Source organism: Alistipes sp. UBA6068, from assembly GCF_949428155.1.
Lineage (GTDB): Bacteria > Bacteroidota > Bacteroidia > Bacteroidales > Rikenellaceae > Alistipes > Alistipes muris.
Window position 1 is genome coordinate 115,216 of record NZ_CASQFS010000001.1, and the last position, 22,363, is coordinate 137,578.

The 22,363-nt window shown below is 62.4% G+C and carries 15 protein-coding genes and 1 tRNA gene; 12 read left to right on the forward strand and 4 right to left on the reverse strand.

Annotated features, from left to right (window positions below):
* Position 1 precedes the first annotated feature (1 nt).
* A complete protein-coding gene (locus QVG21_RS00505; protein WP_287921041.1) occupies positions 2 to 1,021 on the forward strand; it encodes a glycosyltransferase family 2 protein in 1,020 nt (339 codons plus the stop codon).
* 96 nt (positions 1,022 to 1,117) lie between these two features.
* Here the strand turns inward: QVG21_RS00505 and QVG21_RS00510 are convergent, their stop codons facing one another.
* Together QVG21_RS00510 and QVG21_RS00515 are read right to left on the reverse strand one after the other, a co-directional pair.
* On the reverse strand, positions 1,118 to 2,794 hold the full coding sequence (locus QVG21_RS00510) for a glutamine--tRNA ligase/YqeY domain fusion protein (protein ID WP_287921044.1): 1,677 nt from the start codon (positions 2,792 to 2,794) through the stop codon (positions 1,118 to 1,120).
* A gap of 4 nt (positions 2,795 to 2,798) precedes the next feature.
* Positions 2,799 to 3,890: a lipid A deacylase gene (locus QVG21_RS00515; protein WP_287921047.1), complete on the reverse strand. Its 1,092-nt coding sequence runs from the start codon at positions 3,888 to 3,890 to the stop codon at positions 2,799 to 2,801.
* Positions 3,891 to 3,978: 88 nt separating this feature from the next.
* Between QVG21_RS00515 and QVG21_RS00520 the strand changes: the two genes are divergently transcribed.
* From QVG21_RS00520 to QVG21_RS00545, 6 genes are all read left to right on the forward strand, one after another.
* Positions 3,979 to 4,509: a TrmH family RNA methyltransferase gene (locus tag QVG21_RS00520; RefSeq protein WP_251214729.1), complete on the forward strand. Its 531-nt coding sequence runs from the start codon at positions 3,979 to 3,981 to the stop codon at positions 4,507 to 4,509.
* 201 nt (positions 4,510 to 4,710) lie between these two features.
* Positions 4,711 to 5,526, forward strand: coding sequence for a 3-methyl-2-oxobutanoate hydroxymethyltransferase (gene panB, locus QVG21_RS00525; RefSeq protein WP_287921052.1), 816 nt, complete (start codon positions 4,711 to 4,713; stop codon positions 5,524 to 5,526).
* A gap of 324 nt (positions 5,527 to 5,850) precedes the next feature.
* The gene (guaB, locus tag QVG21_RS00530) at positions 5,851 to 7,329 is read left to right on the forward strand and encodes an IMP dehydrogenase (RefSeq protein WP_251214731.1); all 1,479 of its coding nucleotides are present in this window, start codon (positions 5,851 to 5,853) and stop codon (positions 7,327 to 7,329) included.
* 8 nt (positions 7,330 to 7,337) lie between these two features.
* Positions 7,338 to 7,676 carry a DUF3795 domain-containing protein gene (locus tag QVG21_RS00535; protein ID WP_369808775.1) on the forward strand — a complete coding sequence of 113 codons (339 nt, stop codon included), beginning with the start codon at positions 7,338 to 7,340 and terminating at the stop codon, positions 7,674 to 7,676.
* Between the two features lie 106 nt (positions 7,677 to 7,782).
* Positions 7,783 to 9,309 (forward strand): glutamine-hydrolyzing GMP synthase, encoded by a 1,527-nt coding sequence (gene guaA / locus QVG21_RS00540; RefSeq protein ID WP_287921055.1) that lies wholly within the window; start codon positions 7,783 to 7,785, stop codon positions 9,307 to 9,309.
* Positions 9,309 to 9,803: a 3'-5' exonuclease gene (locus QVG21_RS00545; RefSeq protein ID WP_287921425.1), complete on the forward strand. Its 495-nt coding sequence runs from the start codon at positions 9,309 to 9,311 to the stop codon at positions 9,801 to 9,803. The genes guaA and QVG21_RS00545 overlap by 1 nt, the downstream gene beginning before the upstream one ends.
* Here QVG21_RS00545 and QVG21_RS00550 read toward each other — a convergent pair.
* Positions 9,800 to 10,918 carry a porin gene (locus tag QVG21_RS00550; RefSeq protein WP_287921058.1) on the reverse strand — a complete coding sequence of 373 codons (1,119 nt, stop codon included), beginning with the start codon at positions 10,916 to 10,918 and terminating at the stop codon, positions 9,800 to 9,802. The two genes, QVG21_RS00545 and QVG21_RS00550, sit on opposite strands and share 4 nt — an antisense overlap.
* A gap of 515 nt (positions 10,919 to 11,433) precedes the next feature.
* A tRNA-Ser gene (locus QVG21_RS00555) sits at positions 11,434 to 11,522 on the reverse strand.
* Positions 11,523 to 11,641: 119 nt separating this feature from the next.
* Between QVG21_RS00555 and QVG21_RS00560 the strand changes: the two genes are divergently transcribed.
* The 5 genes from QVG21_RS00560 to QVG21_RS00580 all read left to right on the forward strand — a co-directional run bounded on the left by QVG21_RS00560 (position 11,642) and on the right by QVG21_RS00580 (position 22,362).
* Entirely contained in the window at positions 11,642 to 13,096 is a 1,455-nt protein-coding gene (locus tag QVG21_RS00560; RefSeq protein ID WP_287921061.1) for an alpha/beta hydrolase family protein, read from the forward strand.
* A 1-nt stretch (position 13,097) separates the two neighbouring features.
* On the forward strand, positions 13,098 to 14,387 hold the full coding sequence (locus tag QVG21_RS00565; protein ID WP_287921064.1) for a DUF4861 family protein: 1,290 nt from the start codon (positions 13,098 to 13,100) through the stop codon (positions 14,385 to 14,387).
* 159 nt (positions 14,388 to 14,546) lie between these two features.
* Positions 14,547 to 16,217: a glycoside hydrolase family 28 protein gene (locus tag QVG21_RS00570; protein ID WP_287921066.1), complete on the forward strand. Its 1,671-nt coding sequence runs from the start codon at positions 14,547 to 14,549 to the stop codon at positions 16,215 to 16,217.
* 96 nt (positions 16,218 to 16,313) lie between these two features.
* Entirely contained in the window at positions 16,314 to 17,978 is a 1,665-nt protein-coding gene (locus QVG21_RS00575; protein WP_287921069.1) for a pectinesterase family protein, read from the forward strand.
* A gap of 19 nt (positions 17,979 to 17,997) precedes the next feature.
* On the forward strand, positions 17,998 to 22,362 hold the full coding sequence (locus QVG21_RS00580) for a two-component regulator propeller domain-containing protein (protein WP_287921072.1): 4,365 nt from the start codon (positions 17,998 to 18,000) through the stop codon (positions 22,360 to 22,362).
* Position 22,363 lies beyond the last annotated feature (1 nt).

The following is a 22,363-nucleotide window of genomic DNA, read 5'->3' on the forward strand; positions in this document are numbered from 1 at the left end:
AATGCCCTCCGTCAAAATCGTCATACTCAACTGGAACGGTACCGCGCACCTGCGCCGCTACCTCCCGAGCGTCGTTGCGGCGGCTCCCGGGGGCGTCGGCGTGGTCGTGGCCGACAACGGTTCGACGGACGGTTCGGCGGAGATGCTGCGACGCGAATTCCCGTCGGTCGAGGTGTTGCAGCTCGACCGCAACTATGGGTTTGCCGAAGGCTACAACCGGGCGTTGGCGCAGGTCGAAGCCGATTATTATGTGTTGTTGAATTCCGACGTCGAGACCCCTGCCGGGTGGCTCGCGCCGCTGGTGGAGTGTCTCGAACGCAATCCCGGCGTGGCGGCCGCTGCCCCCAAGCTGCTGTCCGACACCGACCGCAGCCGGTTCGAGTATGCCGGGGCGTCGGGCGGTTACGTAGATTATCTGGGCTATCCTTTCTGCCGCGGGCGCATCCTGCGTACCGTCGAGCGCGACGAGGGGCAGTACGACGATGAACGCGACGTTTTTTGGGTGAGCGGGGCGGCGTTCTGTTGCCGGGCTTCGGTTTTCCATGCGCTGGGCGGCTTCGACGCCGACTTTTTCGCCCACATGGAGGAGATCGACCTGTGCTGGCGGATGCAGCTGGCGGGCTGGCGGGTGCGCATCGTGCCGCAGAGCTCGGTCTATCACCTCGGGGGCGGGACGCTGACGGCCGATTCTCCGGCCAAGGTTTTCTACAACCATCGCAACAATCTGGCGATGCTCTACAAGTGCGCCGCACCGGGTCAGCGCCTGCTGGCGGCTGTCGTGCGGCCTTGGCTCGACCTGCTGGCGGCCTTGTCGTATTTGGCGCAGGGACGGTACGACAATTTCCGCGCTGTCTTCCGGGCGTGGCGCGATTTCTTGAAATGGCATCCCGCGTTGGTCGCCAAACGGCGCGCTGTCAGCAAGTCGCGCGTGCCGCAGCCTTGTGTCCGCATCTTCCGCGGTTCCGTGCTCCTGCGCTATTTCTTGGGCCGTCGCACGTTCGGCAATCTGATGGAAAAGTAACGCGGTTTTCCGGATGTGCCGGACGGCATGTCCGGGATTCCGGAGAACGAAAACGGCCGCCCCATGGGGCGGCCGCTGCAATATATATAGGTATTGCTATTTGTTGATTTTGGCCCAGGAATCCTTGAGGGTCACGGTGCGGTTGAACACGAGGTGCCCAGGCGCCGAATCGGTATCGGGGCAGAAGTAGCCGACGCGCTCGAACTGCACGGCCCGACCGACGGGGATGTCGCGCAGCGAGGGCTCCAGGTAACCCGTTACCTTGACCATGGATTCGGGGTTGAGGTTGTCCTCCCATGTTTGGCCCTCCTCGACGTCGTCGGGGTTTTCCTTGGTGAAAAGCGGGTTGAACAGGCGGATTTCCGCTTCGGCGGCGTCCTTGACCGACACCCAGTGGATAACCCCCTTGACACGGCGGCCGTCGCTCGACGAACCGCCCCCGGACATGGGGTCGTAGGTGCAGCGCAGCTCCGTGATGTTGCCCTCGGCGTCCTTGACGACCTCTTCGCACTTGATGAGATACGAGTAGCGCAGGCGCACCTCGCCGCCCGGCTGAAGCCGGAAGAACTTCTTGGGCGGGTTCTCCATGAAGTCGTCGCGCTCGATGTAGATTTCGCGCGAGAAGGGCACCTTGCGTGTGCCGGCCGCTTCGTTTTCGGGGTTGTTGACCGCCTCGAAAAGCTCGGTCCGCCCCTCCTCGTAGTTGGTGATGACCACCTTCAGCGGGTTGAGCACGGCCATGCGGCGTTCGGCGACCTTGTTGAGGTCCTCGCGGACGCAGTATTCCAGCTTGCCCAGGTCGATGACGTTGTCGCGCTTGGCGACGCCCACCATTTCGGCGAAGCTGCGCACCGACGCGGGGGTGTAGCCCTTGCGGCGCAGGGCGCAGATGGTCGGCATGCGGGGGTCGTCCCAGCCCATGACGGCGCCTTCCTGCACGAGTTTCAGCAGCTTGCGCTTCGACATCATCGTGTAGGTGAGGTTCAGCCGCGCGAACTCGTACTGATGCGAGGGGAAGATGTCGAGCGCCTGGATGAACCAGTCGTAGAGCGGACGGTGCACGTCGAATTCCAGCGTGCAGATGGAGTGGGTGATCTTCTCGATGGAATCGCTCTGTCCGTGGGCGTAGTCGTACATGGGGTAGATGCACCATTTGCTGCCCGTGCGGTGGTGCTCGGCGTGGATGATGCGGTACATGATGGGGTCGCGGAAGAGCATGTTGGGGTGAGCCATGTCGATTTTGGCCCGCAGCACCTTCGAGCCGTCGGGGAACTCGCCGTTCTTCATGCGCACGAAGAGGTCGAGGTTTTCGCTGACCGAACGGTTGCGCCACGGCGATTCCGTGCCGGGCACGGAGACCGTACCGCGGTTTTCGCGGATTTGCTCCTGCGTCTGGTCATCGACGTAGGCCAGTCCTTTCTTGATGAGCTCGACGGCCCAGTCGTAGAGCTGGTCGAAGTAGTCCGACGCATAGCGTTCGACGGCCCAGTCGAAGCCGAGCCACCGGATGTCGCGCTTGATGGAATCGACGTACTCGACATCCTCCTTGACGGGGTTGGTGTCGTCGAAGCGCAGGTTGCACTTGCCGCCGTATTTCTTGGCCAGCCCGAAGTTGATGCAGATGCTCTTGGCATGGCCGATATGCAGATAGCCGTTGGGCTCGGGCGGGAAGCGGGTCTGTACGCGCCCGTCGCCTTTGGCAATCGACTCTTCGATGATTTCTTCGAGGAAGTTCAGCGACTTCTCCCGGGGTTCGGTGTTTTCTGCTGCCATTATCTTAGTGCTTCTTTTTGGTTCCTATGTTGAAGAGTTTTTCGATGTCTACCGAGAGCTTCACCACTTGTTGGGTGCCGAGCCCCGTGCCGTCGTAGTGGAACACCATGCCGGCCTCGACCCCCAAGGTGCCCTTGAAGAACGTGCGGTCGTAGCCCACCCACGTGCGGTTGTAGATATGCTTGGTGGTGGCGTAGAAACTTTCGCCCGCATAGAGCCCGTCCTGCCCGTAGGTCAGTCCGGTCGCCGGGTTGGCCGCGTAGTTGCGCAGCGGCTGGAGATTCTCGCCCAGGTAGAGGTTGTTTTCGATTTTGATGCCCCATTTGCGGATCGTGATGTCCAGCTGTCCGCCGCAGGGCTTGCGCCAGAGGTGGTCGACGCTGCGGCCGCGCTGCGGGGCGAAGAGGAAGTTAGCCCGGATGTCGAAGTCGAGATAAGCGTTGAACTCCCAGCCTGCGTAGGGATTGAGCAGCAGGTTGTCGGTCACGTTTTCGTTGCCCTTGCGTCCTGCGAAGTGGAACATCGAGAAGGCATAGCCGAAGTAGAATCCCCGGTCGGCGGTGTAGCGGCCGGCCGAGAGGATGCGGAACATTTCGCGCGAGGCGTGCGAATACATGCCCTCCCAGTCGATGGCCATTTCGACGTAGGTCTTCGGGCGCGAGGCCGGCTGGTAACGCCCCATGAAACCCGACAGCCGGTTGTGGTAGTAGGCCGTCGAATCGCTGAAAAAGGCGCGCGAGTAGTCGCCCATCAGTTCCTTGCGGTCGAAAATACCCGCATTGGCCTGCACGTTTTTCGTGTTGAACTGATAGTAGAGAATCGGGCGCGCCTTGGACAAGAATTTCGTGTCGTCGCCGAAGTTCTGCAACAGGTCGGCACCCACGATCAGGCGGTTTTTCTGCTGCCACTCCACGCCGATGCGGGGCGAGAGCCGGGCGCTGAAGAGCGTCTGGGGTTCGCCGAATTCGTTGGGGGCGTATTCGCGGTTGTCGAAGCGTGTGGAGAAGTCGGCTCCGACAATCAGATTCTGCGCATAGGCCCCCCCCCGCAGGGTAAGGGCGAGGACGAGCAGCAGCGCGGTCTTTTTCAGGGTCATGGAACGATGCGTTTTGAACCCCCAAAAATAGATAAAATATTTTTTATTTGTTACTTTTGGCCCCGAAAACAGCGTGCCGGAGAACGTTATGCGAAAAATTACGAACGAAGAACTGGGGCGTCCGACGCCCGAAGAATATGCCGCCAAGGAAAAACTGCCCGTGCGGGTGGTGCTCGACAACGTGCGTTCGGCGCAGAACGTCGGGTCGTTTTTCCGCACGGGCGACGCCTTTGCGGTGGAACATGTGGCCCTGTGCGGCATTACGGCCGTGCCGCCTGCCCGCGAAATCCACAAAACCGCCCTGGGGGCCGAACTGACCGTGCCGTGGAGCTATCATGCTTCGACCGCGGAATGCGTGCGGCAGTTGCGCGACGAGGGCTACGAAGTGCTCGCCGTCGAGCAGGTCGAGGGGGCTGCGATGCTCGATGCGTTCTGCCCGGAACCCGGGCGGCGCTATGCGCTGGTCTTCGGCAACGAAGTGGAGGGTGTGGCGCAGGAGGTTGTAGACCTTTGCCACGGAGCTCTCGAAATCCCGCAGTTCGGGGTCAAGCACTCCATCAACGTCGCGGTTTCGGGCGGGGTGGTGCTGTGGCGCTTCTTCGAGAAGCTGAAAAATTAAGGGTTGAAAATCGTTGTTCTTTGTCATTCTGAGCGTTAGCGAAGAATCTTGTTTTTCGTCGGGACGGATTCTTTGTCGCGTGCTCCTCAGAATGACGCTTTTCCCCGCTTTTTTCGCCCTGCCGGTATGCGCCGCAAATTTTTCATTTTTGATTCTTAATTCTATCTTTGCCGCCTGTTCAGAAACCCAAATCCGAATAAAATGTCAGTAGAAAGCACTCTGAGGGCCGTGACGACCTACCGTCTCACGGAGATGAAGCAGCGGGGCGAGAAGATCGCCATGCTCACGTCCTATGATTATTCGATGGCCAAGATTGTCGATGCCGCGGGCATCGACGTCATTTTGGTGGGCGATTCGGCCGCCAACGTCATGGCGGGCTACGAAACCACGCTGCCCATCACGCTCGATATGATGATTTACCACGCGCGGTCGGTCGTGCGGGCCGTGGAGCGGGCGCTGGTCGTCGTCGACCTGCCGTTCGGCACCTATCAGGGCAACTCGAAGGTGGCCCTCGATTCGGCCGTGCGCATCATGAAGGAGACCGAGGCCGACGCCGTGAAGATGGAGGGCGGCGAGGAAATCCTCGAGTCGGTGCAGCGCATCCTGTCGGCCGGAATCCCGGTCATGGCGCACCTCGGGCTCACGCCCCAGTCGATTCACAAGTTCGGGACCTACACGGTCCGGGCCAAGGAGGAAGCCGAAGCCGAGAAGCTGGTGCGCGACGCCCATCTGCTCAGCGATGCCGGGTGCTTCGCCTGCGTGCTGGAGAAGATTCCCGCCGCGCTGGCCGCCCGCGTGTCGCAGGAAATCCAGATTCCGACCATCGGCATCGGTGCCGGGGGCGCGTGCGACGGGCAGGTGCTTGTCATCCACGACATGCTGGGCATCAACAAAGATTTTTCTCCCCGCTTCCTGCGCCGCTATGCCGACCTGCATACGGTCATGACCGACGCTGTGACGGGCTATATCCGCGACGTCAAGGAAGGCGATTTCCCCAACGAGAAAGAACAATACTGAGTAAAGGTGAAAGGTGAGAGGTGAAAGGTGAAAGGTGAAAAGTGAAAAGTGAGAGGTGAAACGTTGTTCACGGTTCGCTGTTCGCCTTTTTGTCGGGCGGTTTGTTGAATCGGCTGCCGACAGCTCACGGGACCTTTGGGTGTTTGAAAAACGCGTTGCTTCGGCAGCGCGTTTTTTTTGCGGTTTCGGATCGAGCGGCCCGATGATGGCGGACGTGCGTTTCGGATGACAAAATGTTGATAAAAAACGGACGGAATGCCGCGCAGTTTTAGGCCGTTCGGAAAAAAATGCTTACTTTTGCAGGCAACAAAAATCCGCGTTCTTATGTCGTTTGTCAATGAAAGGGTCCAGCCCGAGGGTCTTACCTTCGACGACGTGCTGCTGGTACCCGCCTATTCGGAAGTGTTGCCGCGGGAGGTCCGCATCGGGACCCGTTTCTCGCGTAATATCAAGCTCAACATCCCCATCGTGTCCGCTGCCATGGACACCGTGACCGAAGCGCCGCTGGCCATCGCGCTGGCACGCGAGGGCGGCATCGGCGTCATCCATAAGAACATGTCCATCGCCGAGCAGGCGGCCCATGTGCGCCGCGTCAAGCGCGCCGAGAACGGCATGATTTACGACCCCGTGACCATTTCGCGCGACAACACCGTGGGCGATGCCCTCGACCTGATGGCCGAGAACAAAATCGGCGGTATCCCGGTCGTCGACGGCGACCGCAGGCTCATCGGCATCGTCACCAACCGCGACCTGCGTTTCCAGCGCGACATGCAGCGTTCCATCGGCGAGGTCATGACCCCCGGCGACCGATTGATTACGACCCGCAAGACCGAGCTGGAGCACGCTTCCGAGGTGCTGCTCGACAACAAAATCGAGAAGCTGCCCGTCGTGGACGACGGGGGCCGTCTGGTGGGGCTGATTACCTATAAGGACATTACCAAGGTGCAGGACCATCCCAACGCCTGCAAGGATGCCAAGGGGCGTCTGCGCGTGGCGGCCGGGGTGGGGATTACGCCCGACGTCATGGAGCGCGTGGCCGCCCTCGTGGCCGAGGATGTCGACGCCGTGGTGCTCGATTCGGCGCACGGCCATTCCAAGAATATCGTCGATGCGCTCCGGCAAATCAAGGCCGCCTATCCGTCGCTCGACGTCGTGGTGGGCAACATCGCCACCGCCGAAGCCGCCCGGTTCCTGGTCGAGGCGGGCGCCGACGGCATCAAGGTCGGCATCGGTCCCGGTTCGATCTGCACCACGCGCATCATCGCCGGGGTCGGCGTGCCGCAGCTGTCGGCCATCTATGCCGCTTCGACGGTCGCCAGGCAGGCGGGTGTGCCCGTCATTGCCGACGGCGGTCTGCGCTATTCGGGCGACATCGTCAAGGCGCTGGCTGCGGGCGGCGACTGCGTGATGATAGGCTCGATGTTCGCCGGGACGGAGGAAGCGCCGGGCGAGACGATCATCTACAACGGCCGCAAGTTCAAGTCCTACCGCGGCATGGGCTCCATCGACGCCATGAAGGCCGGGTCGGCCGACCGCTACTTCCAGAAGGGCTGCGAGGGCAACATCAACAAGCTCGTGCCCGAGGGCATCGTGGCGCGCGTGCCGTTCAAGGGGTCGCTCAATGAGACGGTCTACCAGCTCGTGGGCGGCATCCGTTCGGGCATGGGCTACTGCGGCGCGGCCGACATCCCGGCGTTGCAGCAGGCGCAGTTCATCCGCATTTCCGCTTCGGGCATGCAGGAGAGCCATCCGCACGACGTGACCATCACGCGCGAGGCCCCCAACTATTCGAGCGAACGGTAGGAATCGGTATGATGACCAGTGAAATAGCCGCCTGCGGGCTCTTCTGCGGGGCCTGTCCGCAGAAAAGCAGGGGGAAGTGCCCCGGCTGCCGCGACTACGAAAAGGCCGTGTGGTGCAAGGTGCGCAAATGTTGTCTGGAGCACGGTTGGCAGAGTTGCGCCGACTGCACGACGACGACTTCCGACAAGTGCAAGGTGTTCAACAACTTCTACGCGAAGCTCTTTTCTTTCATCTTCCGTTCCGACCGGCAGGGGTGCGTCGGCCGCATCCGCGAGGTGGGTTACGAGGCGTTCGCTGAGGAGATGCGGCTGGCCGGGCGCATGAACCGGCCCGTGACGAAGAAATAGACACGCGGAGCATGGCCGGAGGCGCCGGACCGCATCCGGCGGCGGGTTCCGAACCGGATTCTTCGGAACCGCCGATAGTTATTTGAAAAACAAACGACGATCATAGATGGAAAAGATCCTTATCCTCGACTTCGGGTCGCAGTATACGCAGCTTATCGCGCGGCGCGTGCGCGAGCTGAACGTCTATTGCGAAATCCATCCGTTCAACAAGGTTCCGGCGCTCGACGCGTCGGTGCGGGGTGTCATCCTTTCGGGCAGCCCCTATTCCGTGCGCGACGAGCACGCGCCGGCTCCCGACCTCGGGCAGATAAAGGGCCGTCTGCCGCTCTTGGGCGTCTGCTACGGGGCGCAGTACCTGGCTTCGGCCTTCGGCGGCGAGGTGCAGCCCGCACCCAGCCGCGAGTACGGCCGGGCGATGCTGACGGTGGGCGATGCCGCCGACCCGCTGATGGCGGGACTGCCCGCCAGGACGCAGGTGTGGATGTCGCACGGCGATACGATCACTTCGGTGCCCGCGTCGTATCGGCTGATTGCCGGGACGGAGGATGTGCGCGTAGCGGCGTTCCGTGTCGAGGGCGAGCCGACGTGGGGCATTCAGTTCCACCCCGAGGTCTACCATTCGACCGACGGCACGCAGCTGCTGAAGAATTTCGTCGTGGGCATCTGCGGCTGCTCGCAAAGCTGGACTTCGGAAAGTTTCGTCGAGACCACCGTGCGCGAACTGCGCGAGAAGCTGGGCGGCGACAAGGTGGTGCTGGGCCTTTCGGGCGGCGTCGATTCGTCGGTGGCGGCCGTGCTGCTGCACAAGGCCATCGGGCGGAACCTCTACTGCATCTTCGTCGATTCGGGACTGCTGCGCAAGAACGAATTCGAGGAGGTGCTCGAATCCTATAAGAACATGGGGCTCAACGTCAAGGGGGTCAAGGCCGGGGCCAAGTTCCTGGGCGACCTGGCGGGCGTGAGCGACCCCGAAGGCAAGCGCAAAATCATCGGCCGCGACTTCGTGGAGGTCTTCAACGACGAGGCGCAGCGCATCGCCGACGTGAAGTGGCTGGCGCAGGGGACCATTTACCCCGACGTCATCGAATCGTGCTCGGTCAACGGTCCGTCGGCCACCATCAAGTCGCACCACAACGTGGGCGGCCTGCCCGAGAAGATGAATCTGCGTATTGTCGAGCCGCTGCGGCTGCTGTTCAAGGACGAGGTGCGCCGTGTGGGCCGTTCGCTGGGCATTTCCGAGCAGCTCATCGGGCGCCATCCGTTTCCGGGGCCGGGGCTTGCCATCCGCATCCTGGGCGACATTACGCCCGAAAAGGTCGAGATTCTCCAGAACGTGGACAAAATCTATATCGACGCCCTGCGCGCTGCGGGCCTTTACGACAAGGTCTGGCAGGCGGGAGCTATTCTGCTGCCCGTCAAGAGCGTGGGGGTCATGGGCGACGAACGCACCTACGAGAGCTGCGTGGCGCTGCGTGCCGTGACTTCGACCGACGGCATGACGGCCGACTGGGTGCACCTGCCCTATGAATTCCTGGCCGACGTGTCGAACGAAATCATCAACCGCGTGCACGGCGTCAACCGCGTAGTCTACGACATCTCCTCCAAACCGCCCGCAACCATCGAGTGGGAATGATGACCGATTTCGCTGCCATCGACTTCGAGACGGCCAACCGCCACCGGGCGAGCGTCTGTTCGGTGGGGGCGGTCGTGGTGCGCGGCGGCGAGGTGGTCGATTCGTTTTACAGCCTGATCCGCCCGCGCCCCAACTATTACAGCCCTTTCACCACGGCGATTCACGGTCTGTGCTGTGCCGATACCGACGAGGCGCCCGAATTCGAGGAGGTATGGCGCGCCCTGGCGCCCCGCATCGAGGGGCTGCCGCTGGTGGCGCACAACGCCCCTTTCGACGAGGGGTGCCTGCGGGCGGCGCTGGACCTCTACGACCTGCCGTGGCCGGGCTATGAGTTTTTCTGCACCTGCCGGGCGGCGCGCCGGTTTTTCGGGCGGCAGCTTCCCAACCACCAGCTGCACACCGTAGCCGCGGCCTGCGGATACGATTTGCGGCATCACCACCACGCACTGGCCGATGCCGAAGCCTGCGCGCATATCGCATTGAAAATCCTTTAGATGTCGATCCCCAGCTGGAGAGCGAAAAACCAGCGGGAATAGGTGTTCTTGGCCGCGTGGCTGCGATGGTTGTAGGAGATGTCGGCCTGCACTTTCAGCGCGTGCCCCACGATGTAGCGCGAAACGGCTGCGGTGGTCTGGCTGCGGCGTTCGTATCCGGCACGGTCCTGCACTTCGGGACGGGGAAAGAGCATCGAACTGCGCAGGGAGACCTCCCATTTGCGGCGGATGATGTAGCCGGCCTGCGCGTTGAAGCCCCAGCCCGTATAAATCCAGGTGCGGGCTTCGTCGTCGAAAACAGGGTCGGAGCAGGTCCGGCCCATGAAGTCGGCGCAGAACGAGAATCCCCGGTATTTGAGCAGGAAATCGGCGTACCAGCTGCCGAAATTGCGGCTTGCGCCGTCGGGCAGGAGATCGCCGCTCTGGCCGTGCGTGCGGACCGCCTTGTGGTTGTAGGAATAGGCGCCCGCCAGCAGTATCTTGACCTGCTCCTCGTGGGCCAGGTCGCCCTCGAACGATTCGCCCTTCTCCTTGAACCGCCCCAGCGGATAGAATTCCAGCCGCCTTGTGTAGACCAGCCCGCCGTTGGACGAACGGCCCCAATTGCGCCCCTCGCCCAAGGTGACGGAGCTTTTGGCCGAAAAGGTGAACCCGTCGCCGCGGGGCAGGTCGTAGCGGATGAAGATGCCGAAATCGCGGTCGGCGCCGAATTCGCGGTTGACGATGCTGCGGTCGACGAACTGCAGCACGCCCGACGAGGTGATTTGGGCGCGTCCTGCCTGTATCTTGGTCTGTCCCAGCCCGAAACTCCAGGCCGGAGCCGGGCGGTAGTAGAGTATGGCGTCGCTGATGATGTTGGAGTTGCTGCGGGCGTTGGCGGCGTGGCCCGTGAATCCCAGCTGGATGGAGTAAACCAGCTTCGGCGAGTAGACGTATCCGTCGAACTTGACTTGCAGGCGCTTGATGCGGGCCTCGATTTCGTCCAGCCCGAAACTGCGGTTGAACGAGAGTGCCACAAGGTCCTGCATCCGCAGCCGCATGGTGAGCGAAAACCCCTCGCCGGGCGAACGGTAGGTGATGCCCTTGCCGATTTCGAGGGCCCGTTTGGTGGGCACCGGGCCGGAGGTGTGTGCCGATGTCGCGGTCGGCGGTGCGATTGCGGGGTGCGGCGGGGCGTCCGGTACGGTCTCGGGAGCCTGTCCCGCCGCCGTGCCGCAAAACAACCCTAAGCATAGTAATACGGAAACTGTTTTCCGGAGGTCTGTCTGCATGCCGAATCCCGGTGCAATTACTGTGCAGGTTTTGCCGGGGTTCTTGAGCGAGAGGGGTATATTAGCGAGAAATATTTGTTTGCAAGAACGAAATTGACCTCGCTGTGCTCGGTCTTTCTCTTTGCCGCCGCAGGCGAAGAACGGGAATCGAAGTGCGCAGCACTCGCGGGGCGACCTATAAAATCGAATATCTCTTCGCCCCGCAACTCGTGTGGTTGTGAGAACCTTGTGAAAAAAACTTGCGATGAGCGCAGCGAATAAAGAATTATCGGCACCAGCATAGGAAAAGCGATTTTCCTGTGGCTGGGCCGATAAAAAAGGCAGAACGAAGTTCTGCCGTCGCAAGTTTTTAGAATTTGCGGAGAGAACGAGATTCGAACTCGTGGTACGGATTACTCCGTACGTCGGTTTAGCAAACCGGTGGTTTCAGCCACTCACCCATCTCTCCGGTCACCCCGGGCGCATTGCCGTACCCGAAAAGGTGTGCAAATATAGAATCTTTTTGGCAAACGACCAAGAAATGCCGCCAAAATTTCTATATTTGTCCTGCCTGAAAAGCGGGAAAAGATGAAAAGAATGTTTCGCAACCTGTTATTGCTATCGGCGGTGGGGGTGGTTCTGCCCCTGCGGGCGCAGCAGCTGGTGTCGGTGCCGGAAGGTCCGGTGGAGTGCCCCGATACGATGGTAATCCCTCCGAAGCCTCCGGTCGTAAGGCATCCGGTGCGGGCCGCGGCGGAGCGGCGGTCGCTGGCGGAGATGCTGCGCCGCGCTGAGACGCAGTTCGGTGTGCGGATTCGCTGCAAGAAGTTTTCGCCCGACACGGTGCGGGTGGCCTTTGCCGATTGGCGCTGGCGCCCCTATTCGCTCGGCGAGACCCTCGACAACCTGCTCGACCCGCTCGACCTGGTGTGGAGCGGCGACCGGAAGATTACGGTCCAGCCCTACGAATATTATCGCCGCACTCCGGCCGACGGCGCGAAACTGCTGGCGTGGCTTTCGGCGCAGTATGCCGACCGGGAGCAGTGGGAGCGGCGCAGGGATGTTTTGCTCGCCGACGCGAAAAAGGCGCTGGCGCTCGAACCTTTCGTCCGGGGGCTTGTTGCGGAGCCCGACGTGCGGCTGGGGCGGAAAGTCCGTCACGACGGTTATACAACCCAGAATTATGCGCTCGAAACCTTGCCGGGGCTTTATGTCTGCGGTACCGTCTATGCGCCGACGGGCGGTAAAAGGCATCCGCTTGTCGTTTCGCCTGCGGGCCATTGGGAGGGCGGCCGCTATCGTCCCGACCAGCAGCTGCGCATGGCGACTTTCGCCCGCATGGGGGCCGTGGCGGTCGACATGGATATTGTCGGCTGGGGGGATTCGGAGCGTCAGATCGGCCGCGATGCCCATACGGCGCCTTATGCCATGCAGCTGCAGGTGCTGTGGTCGAAAGCCGTGACGGATTGGCTCGTGGCCTCGCGCCGCGACATAGATACGGCCCGCATGGCCGCCACGGGCGGTTCCGGCGGAGCTACGCATGCGTTGCTGCTGGCATTGGCCGACGGCCGTTTTGCCGCCTTGGCGCCCGTGGTGCACCTCGTGTCGCACTTCGACGGCGGATGCCCGTGCGAAAGCGGCCGCCCGGTGACGCTGGCCGGGGGCGGGAGCTGCACGCCCGAACTGCTGGCGGCGGCGATGGCTCCGCGCCCTGTGCTGACGGTGAGCGACGGCGGCGACTGGACAGCGACCTATCCGGAACTGGAGTATCCTTTCCTGCGCCGGATATGGGAATTTTACGGGGCGGGGGAGCAGGTGCGCAACGTGCACTTGCCCGACGAACGCCACGACTACGGCCCGAACAAACGCCGGGCGGTCTATGAATTTTTCGCCGACGCGCTGGGGCTCGACCTTTCGCAGGCCGACGAATCGCGCGTGGAGCTCCTGCCCGAAGCGGCGCTGCAAAGTTTCGCCGACGGTCTGCCTGCCGGGGCGATCCGTTCCTGCGAAGAACTGAATCGAACAATCAACAATCTACGATAGTATGAAATCTCTTTTTCTGTTGTTGGCGGCGTGCGCCGTGTCCGGTGCTGCGGAAGCCAAGACCGTAAGCGTGCATTATCGCCTTTCGGCTCCCTACGGCGGCGGCTCGACGTGGGCCGTGGTGCGCGATATTCCGGCCAATGTCCAGGGGGCGACGGTCTACATGCCCAAGACGACCTACGAGGGCGAGTACCTCTATTCTCCGACCGAAATCGTGGAGGTGCCCTCGCAGCTGGACGACCTGGACGGCGACGGCCGTTTCGACGAACTGGTTTTTGCGGTCGGGCTCAATTGTGACGAGCCTGTGGAGGCTTGGGTCGAGTATTCGACGGAGCCGATCGTGCACGATTACAAGCCGTTGGTCAACGCGCAGATGTGGTGGAAGAATCCCGACAAGACGCTTACGGAGAAGTCGCAGCTTGCCTCGGACAAGGACGACATGTACCATAAGCTCCACCACCACGGTCCGGCCTTTGAATCCGAATATGCCGCCTACCGCATCTATTTCGACAAGAAACAGAGCATCGACACCTACGGCAAGAAGCGTCCGGGGCTGGAACTGCGCGAAACAATGTGGTATCCGACCGACGAGCAGCTCGCGGCGGGCTGCGGCCACGACAATCTGCGTGTCTTCGGAACGGTGTCGGTGGGGGCGCTCAAGGGCTGGAATCCCGAGAAGCGCCGCATGGAGCATATCGTCGGCATGCGCCGCCGCGAAGCGACCATCCGTGCCTACGGCCCTCTGCGCACGGTGGTCGACATGCGGGTCGAGGGCTGGAACTACGGCGGCCGCGAAATCGACATGACGTCGCGCTACATTCTCTACGGCGACGGTTCGGTCGTCAAGGCCGAAAACTACATTTCGGGTGCGGGCGCCGATTCGCTGGAGTTCACTACGGGAATCATGAAGATGCGCGACAACCGAACGGCGGTTTGGTATAATCGCGAGGGAGCGTACATGTATCCGGATTGCTGGACGATGCAGAGCGTCGGATGCGACTACCCCGAAAACGACACGCTCCGCTGGGAACGCGAAACGGTGGGGCTGGCCCTGTGGGTTCCGGCCCGGCATGTGGTGTCGCAGACCGACGATTCGCGCAACTACCTCTTTCAGGTGCGGCCCGTGGAGGGGCGCATCGACTATTGGTTCGTCATGGGGTGGCGCAAGAGCGAGGAGAACGGTTTGGCCGATGACTTCGAGACGACGTTCGGGGTCAACTACACTTCGTTCGAGTTTCCGATTCCGGGCAACTATCCCTATGCCGAAGTGATCGTCGAGCGGCTCGAATAGCCCTCTTGCGGGCTGTGGCGAGGGAAAAGGCGAAAGGCCGCATCGGTGAAAAGTCCGTGTTTTGCGTCAAAAATTCCTATTGCGTCCTGCCGCCTTTGCGTACATTTGTACAACAAGCCGACGAAACGATTACGAATCCATAAAATCTACCTTATTATTATGAATCTGAAACATCTGTTGATGCTTCCGGCAGCTGCGGCCCTCGCCGCCGGCTGCTGCTCGTCCGGTGCCCGGAGCGGTTCCCTGCCTGCGGAGATGCCTTTCGAGATGCCTGCCGTCGTGCAGCCTGCCATCCCGGCGCGTTCGGTGAGCGTGGCCGATTTCGGCGCTTCGGGCGACGCCCATACGCTTGCGACCGGGGCCTTTGCGGCCGCCATCGACGCCCTCGCGGAGCAGGGCGGCGGCCGCGTGGTGGTTCCGGCGGGCGTGTGGTACACGGGACCCATCGTGCTGAAAGACAATATCGAGCTGCACCTGGAGCAGAACTCCATGATTGTGTTCAGCGATGACAAGTCGCTCTATCCGCTCGTGCAGATTACTTTCGAGGGGCTCAATACGTGGCGCTGCCAGTCGCCCATTTCGGCCACCCATGCCAAGAATATCGCCATTACCGGCTTCGGCGTCATCGACGGCAACGGCGACGCGTGGCGCGCCGTGAAACGCGGCAAGCTCACCGCCGGGCAGTGGAACGCCAAGGTCAGGAGCGGCGGCATCGTCTCCGAGGACGGCAATACGTGGTATCCGTCGGAGAGTTTCCGCTTCGGTGCGACGTCGGGTTCGGACCAGAACGTCTCGACCTGGGCCCGCACGCGCGAGGATTTCGAGAAGATGAAGGACTTTCTGCGTCCGGTGCTGGTGGCGTTCCACCACTGCGAGAACGTGCTGCTCGAAGGGGTGACCTTTCAGAATTCGCCCTGCTGGCATATCCATCCGGCCATGTGCACCAATCTGACGGTGCGCAACATTACGGTCCGCTGTCCGGACTATGCGCAGAACGGCGACGGCATCGACATCGAATCGTGCAAGAACGTGGTGCTGACGGGTTCGCGCTTCGACGTGGGCGACGACGGCATCTGCATCAAGAGCGGCAAGGACAAGGCCGGGCGCGACCGCGGCATTCCGTGCGAGAACATCTATGTGAACGACTGCATCGTCTTCCACGGCCATGGCGGTTTCGTGGTGGGCAGCGAGATGTCGGGCGGCGTGAAGAACGTGCTGGTTTCCGACTGCACGTTCTCGGGTACGGACGTGGGACTGCGTTTCAAGTCGACGCGCGGCCGCGGCGGAGTGGTCGAGAACATCCATATCCGCAACATCGCCATGAACAACATTTTGCAGGACGCCCTGCTGTTCGACCTTTTCTACGGGGGCAAGTCGGCGTCGGAAGCCGCCGAAGAGGGCGGCGAGCCGACCGACATGGCGCTCAGACCTGCGGACGAGACGACCCCCGCGTTCCGCAACATCCATATCCGGGACGTGTGGTGCCGCGGTGCCCGTCGGGCCATGTACTTCAACGGGCTGCCCGAGATGAACGTCGAGCAGGTCGTGGTCGAGAATGCGTGGATGCAGGCCCGGACCGGCGCCCAGATTTGCGAGTCGACCGACGTCGTGCTGCGCAACGTGACGGTGGTGCCCGAGAAAGGTGCTGCGTTGATTCTCAATAATGTAAAGGATTTCCGGGCCGAGGATTTCTCCTGCCCCGCCGGGCTGAAATGCGCGCTGACCGTGACCGGAAGCCGCAACCGCAATGTGCGGGTTGCTTCGGAGGAGATCGACGCCGCCAATGCCTGCCTTTCTGCCAGGTCTGCGGCTGCCGTGACCATCGAATAGCGGCCGTTTCGGCTTTGCGGCCGAAGCACCCGAACGAAGATAAATAAGCAAGACGAGTGAGGGGGCTCCCTCACTCGTCGTATAACCGTTCCTACCATGAAATTGAAACATATCCTGCCGATCCTGCTGTTCGTCTGCGCGGTGCAGGGCGCCGGAGCGGCGGAAGCCGTGGCCGATACGCTGCGCGTCTACCTCGTCGGCGATTCGACGTGCGCCACCAAGAAGCTCGACAAGCAGAATCCCGAACGCGGGTGGGGCCACATGTTCCAGCCGCTGTTCGACGAAGCGGTAGTCGTCGAGAACCACGCCACCAACGGCCGTTCGACCAAGTCGTTCCGCGCCGAGGGGCGGTGGGCGCGCGTCTGCGACAGGCTGCGACCGGGCGATTACGTATTCATCCAGTTTGGTCACAACGATCAGAAAATCAACGATTCGACGCGCTATTCGACGCCTGCGCAATATGCCGAAAACCTGCGGCGCTATGTGCACGAAGCGCGTGCGAAAGGGGCGACGCCCGTGCTGCTGACGCCGATTGTCCGCCGCCATTTCGTCGACGGCGTGCTGACCGACACCCACACTGATTATCCCGATGCGATGCGCCGGGTGGCTGCCGAGGAGGGCGTTGTGCTGATCGACATGGAGCCCGCGACCCGTGAGTGGGTGGCTTCGTTGGGCGACGAGGCGTCGAAAGCGTATTACATGTGGGTGGCGCCGGGCCGCTGTCCGCTCTATCCCGACGGACGGCAGGACGATACCCATCTGAATGTCCGCGGCGCGCACGAGGTTGCGCGCATGGTGGCCGAGCGCCTTTGTGAGCAGCTCCCCGAGCTGGGGCAGCACTATCGTCCGGCCGATTTCGTGGTCGCCAAGGACGGTTCGGGCGACTTCTTCACCGTGGGCGAAGCCGTTGCCGCCATTCCCGATTACTGCGGCGCGAAAACCCGCATCGTCGTTTGCGGGGGGCTTTACCGCGAGAAGATAGCCGTCCCTGCGTCCAAACGCAACGTGGTGCTCGAAGGGCGCGGCGATGCGACGGTTTCGTGGGGCGCCTATGCCTCGCAGACCGGGCCTACGGGCCATCCGACCGGCACTTCCGGTTCGTCGACTGTCTACTTCGGCGGCGACGGCTGGGAGGTGCGCAGCCTGACGTTCGGGAACACGGCCGGACGCGTCGGGCAGGCGGTGGCGGTGCAGTGCCTGGGTACCGGACTGCATTTTTACAACTGCCGTTTCCTCGGCAACCAGGATACGCTCTACCTACACGGCCGGGGCAACTGCGACGGCCGGAAGGTCGACGGCAATTCGGTCTGCATCTTCGAGGATTGCTACGTGGAGGGGACGACCGACTTCATTTTCGGCTCGGCCGCGGCGCTGTTCGTCCGGTGCGAAATCCGCTCCAAGGCCGATTCCTACATAACGGCCGCTTCGACCTGCATGGGGCAGTCCGCGGGTTTCGTCTTCCTGCAATGCAGGCTCACGGCCGACGAGGGGGTGGATGCCTGCTACTTGGGCCGTCCGTGGCGCGACCATGCGCAGACCTGCTTTCTGTCCTGCGAATTGGGCGCCCATATCCGGCCTGCCGGGTGGCACGACTGGAACAAGCCTCACGCCCGCAAGACGGTGCGCTACGGAGAATTCGGCTGCACGGGCCCCGGCGCTTCAGCGGCCGGACGGGTGAAGTGGGCGCGGAAAATGAACTCCGGCGATGCCGCCGAAGCCCTCCGCTTCTTCGGGCTGCCGGACGGGTTCGCCCGGCGATAAATTTCGTAATTTTGCAACGATGAAACGGCTTTTGATTTTGCTGCTGCTCTGCTGCGGAGCGCCGCGCGTCGGCGCGTCCGAGCCGCCGCAGTGCCTTTTTCAGTTCTACACCACCTTCGACGGGCTCACGCACGACCGCATCGCCGACATCTACACCGATTCGCGGGGCTTCGTGTGGGTCTGCACGTGGTACGGGGTAAGCCGTTTCGACGGGTATGCGTTCCGCAACTTCAACGCCGTGCCCGGCGATTTCTCGCCGCTGTCGCACCACCGTTTCGTCTCGGTGAGCGAGGACGCCAACGGCCACTTGTGGTTCACGACCTACAATCTGCATGTCTACCGTTTCAACCGCTTCACGGAGCAGTTCGAGGACGTCGCGGCCCTCATCGAGGGGTTCGACGCCAAGCACTACCGGACGACCCACTGCCTGCACGACCGTGAGGGCGGCACGTGGGTGGCCATCGCCGGACAGGGCGTGGTGCGGTTCGCCGGGCGGGCCGACGCTTCGCCCGTGCGGGTCGATGCGCTGCTGGACGAGCCTGTGCTGGGCGGCGACGTCACGGCCATGTTCATCGACGCGGGCGGCGCGGCCTGGATTGCCGCGGCCGACGGCCAACTTAACCGGGTGGCGGCGGACGACCGCCGGCGTGTCCGCACCGTGTGCGAACTTCCGGCCCCGGCGTTCGACTTTGCGGCCGATTCGGCGGGGGTCTACTGCGCCACGTCGCGGGGAGTGGTCCGGGCGGACCTCCGGAGCGGCAAGGCAGAGCGGCTGGCTGGCGGCAGCAACATGCTCACGGCCATCGCCGCCGATTCCGTCCGCCGCGAAATCTACGTCGGGTCGCGTTCGGGCGAGCTCTACCGCGTGGCGGGCGGCCGCCTGGCACCCCTGGCCCCGCGGGGGCCCAAACCCCGCCGCATCCGCAGTCTGACGGCCGATTCGCACGGAGTGGTGTGGGTCACAACGACCGAGGCGGGCATCACGCGCTACAACCCGGCTACCGACGACTACAAACATTTCGAGCAGGAACCTTATACGGTCTCTTACAACCTCGACACGCTGACCCGCATTGCCGAGGGCGGGGGACGCCTTTGGGTGAAGATGAACAAATACGGTTTCGGCTACTACGACCGCAAGAAGGACTGCATCGAACCGTTTTACAACGACCCCCGGCGCCCCGACTGCCAGATGACCAACGCCGTGGTCCGCTTCGACGTGCAGGACGATGTGCTGTGGCTCTCGACCTATTACGAGCGCGGCCTGCGCAAAGCCGTGCTGCTGGAGCAGCCCGCCGAGGTCTTCACGCTCGATTCGCCGGGCGGCACCTCCTTTTCGGGCGAAATCCGTGCGCTGCTCAGCGACAGCCGGGGACGGGTGTGGGTCGGCACGCGCGACGGCGAACTGATTGCCTATGGCGGGAACGGGCGGCCGCTCTACCGGCTGCCGCTCAGGAATCCCGGCATGATTTACGCCCTGCGCGAAGACCGGGCGGGCCGTATCTGGGTGGGAACCAAGGGCGAGGGGCTCTACAAGCTGACCCCGCGCGGCGAGGGGTTCGCCGTGACCCATTATGTTCACTCCGAAACCGACCCCTATTCGCTCAACGACGACCGGGTCTACTCGGTCGAGGAAGACGACCGCGGCCGCATCTGGGTGGCGACCTACGGCGGCGGCATCAACGTGCTGGACGACCCGCAGGGCGACCGTTTCATCCATGCGGGCAATCAGCTGACGCACTATCCGCTGGACGAGGCGGGGCGCGTGCGGTGGCTGCTGTTCGACCGTCCGGACCGCATGTTCGCCGCGACGGTCGACGGACTGCTGATTTTCGACCCGGGAGCGGGCTACAAGCAGATGCGTTTCCGGCTGGTGCAGAAGATTCCGGGCGACGCGTCGTCGCTGGGCAACAACGACATCATCCACATGCTCAAGGATTCGCAGGAACGTATCTGGCTGGCGACCTACGGCGGCGGGCTCAACTGCATCGAGCGCTACGATGCCGACGGGACGCCGCGCTTCCGGTGCTACGACCTGTCGGACGGACTGCCGAGCAATATCTGCATGGCCATCGCCGAGGACAGGCAGGGCGACCTGTGGGTGTCGACCCACAACGCCGTGTTGCGCTTTCGTGTCGGGCGGGGCAGTTTCGACGCCTACAATCTTTACGACCGGATGCGCAACGCCATTCTGAGCGAAGCCACGGCGCTGACCTTGCCCGACGGCAGCGTGCTGTTCGGCGGCGGACGCCGTATTTACCGTTTCGAGCCGGACCGCATCCGTTCGGCCCCGGCCGACTGCAATCTGCGCTTTACGTCGCTCGACGTGCGGAACAAGCCGGTGACTGCCGGGCCCCGTTCGCCGCTCGACGTCGCGGCACCCGAAGCGCGGGAAATCGTTCTTCCGCATGACTATGCCAACTTCCGGGTGGGCTTCGCGGCGCTGAACCATGCGGTGCAGCATGCCGTTCGCTACATGTACAAGCTGGAGGGCTACGACAGCGACTGGAACCTTTCGGGCGCTGTCAACCGGGCCTCCTATTCCAATGTTCCTGCGGGCCGTTATACGCTCCATGTCAAGGCGTTCGTAGGTCATGCCGATACGGCCGGAGAGGGCATCCGGCTGGGCATCGAAATTCTCCCCCCCCCTTGGTTATCGTGGTGGGCCAAGACGCTCTACGTACTGCTGGCGCTCGGAATCGCGTTCGTATGCCTGCGGGTCTTCGGATCGGTGGTGCGCATGCGCCGCGCCGCGAGCGTCGAACAGGACATGACCGACCTGAAACTGCGCTTCTTTACCGACATATCGCACGAACTGCGGACGCCGCTGACGCTGATATTGGGCGGCATCGAGGACGTACAGCGTCACGACCAACTCTCGCCGCGCGGCGAAAACAGCCTGACGCTGGCCCACCGAAATGCCAAACGGATGCTGACGCTTATCAACCAGCTGCTCGACTTCCGCAAGATTGTCAAGGAAAAGATGGAGCTGAAGATTTCGCGCGTCGACCTGGTGCCTGTGGTCGAGGATGCGCTCGACGATTTCCGCGAAATGGCGGCCGAGCGGCGAATCGAGCTGCTTTTCACCGTCTCGCGGCGCTCGGTGCTGGTGTGGGTCGACACGGAGCGCATCGAGAGCGTCATCTACAACCTGCTTTCCAATGCGCTGAAATTCACCCCTGCGGGCGGCAAAATCGAGGTCATCATCGCTCAGCGCGACGCCGAGGACTGTGTGACCCTCACCGTGCGCGACACGGGCATAGGCATCCCGCGCGACAAGCAGAATCATATTTTCGAGCGTTTCGTGCAGGCGTCGCGCGCCGTCGACAGCAACATGAAGGGTTCGGGCATCGGTCTTTCGCTCTGCCGCGAAATCGTGGCGCTGCATCATGGCGAAATATCGGTGGAGAGCACCCCGGGCGAGGGGTCGGCCTTTACGGTGAAACTCAAGACGGGCAACGCCCATTTCGGAATGGAGCAGATCGACTTTTCGGGGTCGGCGGGGCCCGACGGCAAGGCTGCCTACATGGTCAGCGACTTCACGTCGGTCGACAGTCAGCGCCGGACCGACGTGCGGCCGCCTGCCGATGCGCAGAAAATCCTGCTCGTCGAGGACAACCGCGAACTGCGCGTCTTCATCTATAATAGTCTCATTGATACCTATGCCGTCATTGAGGCGGACGACGGGGTGGAGGCGCTGGAGAAAATCCGCACCGAAATGCCCGACGTCATCGTGACCGACCTGATGATGCCCCACATGGACGGAATCGAGCTGATCGACAAGGTGCGCCACGACTTCACGATGAGCCACATTCCCATCGTCATGCTGACGGCCCGCCATTCGCCCGACGACCGGCTGAAAGCCATGGAATTCGGCGCGGACGGCTACATCACCAAGCCGTTCAGCATCGAACTGCTGCTGGCCCGTATCGACAACCTGCTCACGCGGCGCCGGACGCTTTTCGAGAAGTACTCCGCCCAGTCGGCCCGCAACAAGATTGCCGAACTGGTGGTGGAAGACGTGGTGGTGACCGACCGCGACGAAGAGTTCCTGAAGGAGGTGATGTCGTGGCTGAGCAAGAATATCGAAAATTCCGACCTGACCATCGACCAGCTGGCGTCGCACCTCGGGCTGGGGCGCACGACCATGTACAACAAGCTCAAGAGCCTGACGGGCAAGTCGCCTGTCGAACTGCTCAAGGAATACCGCATCACCAAGGCCAAGCTGCTGCTGCACACGGGGCAGTTCTCCGTGTCGGAAGTGGCCTACAAGGTGGGATTTTCGGATCCGGGCTATTTCAGCCGCTGTTTCCGCGAGCAGTTCCACATGTCGCCCGCCGAGTATCTGAAAACCCACAATCTCAAACAAAACCAAGACCCCAAATAAG

What these genes read in the sequence shown, in the direction of transcription:
- QVG21_RS00570 (WP_287921066.1), top strand. Translation starts at nt 14,547, where the DNA reads ATGAATCTGAAACATCTGTTGATGCTTCCGGCAGCTGCGGCCCTCGCC.
- QVG21_RS00510 (WP_287921044.1), bottom strand. Translation starts at nt 2,794, where the DNA reads ATGGCAGCAGAAAACACCGAACCCCGGGAGAAGTCGCTGAACTTCCTC.
- QVG21_RS00545 (WP_287921425.1), top strand. Translation starts at nt 9,309, where the DNA reads ATGACCGATTTCGCTGCCATCGACTTCGAGACGGCCAACCGCCACCGG.
- panB (WP_287921052.1), top strand. Translation starts at nt 4,711, where the DNA reads ATGTCAGTAGAAAGCACTCTGAGGGCCGTGACGACCTACCGTCTCACG.
- QVG21_RS00575 (WP_287921069.1), top strand. Translation starts at nt 16,314, where the DNA reads ATGAAATTGAAACATATCCTGCCGATCCTGCTGTTCGTCTGCGCGGTG.
- QVG21_RS00505 (WP_287921041.1), top strand. Translation starts at nt 2, where the DNA reads ATGCCCTCCGTCAAAATCGTCATACTCAACTGGAACGGTACCGCGCAC.
- QVG21_RS00565 (WP_287921064.1), top strand. Translation starts at nt 13,098, where the DNA reads ATGAAATCTCTTTTTCTGTTGTTGGCGGCGTGCGCCGTGTCCGGTGCT.
- QVG21_RS00580 (WP_287921072.1), top strand. Translation starts at nt 17,998, where the DNA reads ATGAAACGGCTTTTGATTTTGCTGCTGCTCTGCTGCGGAGCGCCGCGC.
- guaA (WP_287921055.1), top strand. Translation starts at nt 7,783, where the DNA reads ATGGAAAAGATCCTTATCCTCGACTTCGGGTCGCAGTATACGCAGCTT.
- QVG21_RS00560 (WP_287921061.1), top strand. Translation starts at nt 11,642, where the DNA reads ATGAAAAGAATGTTTCGCAACCTGTTATTGCTATCGGCGGTGGGGGTG.
- guaB (WP_251214731.1), top strand. Translation starts at nt 5,851, where the DNA reads ATGTCGTTTGTCAATGAAAGGGTCCAGCCCGAGGGTCTTACCTTCGAC.
- QVG21_RS00515 (WP_287921047.1), bottom strand. Translation starts at nt 3,890, where the DNA reads ATGACCCTGAAAAAGACCGCGCTGCTGCTCGTCCTCGCCCTTACCCTG.
- QVG21_RS00520 (WP_251214729.1), top strand. Translation starts at nt 3,979, where the DNA reads ATGCGAAAAATTACGAACGAAGAACTGGGGCGTCCGACGCCCGAAGAA.
- QVG21_RS00535 (WP_369808775.1), top strand. Translation starts at nt 7,338, where the DNA reads ATGATGACCAGTGAAATAGCCGCCTGCGGGCTCTTCTGCGGGGCCTGT.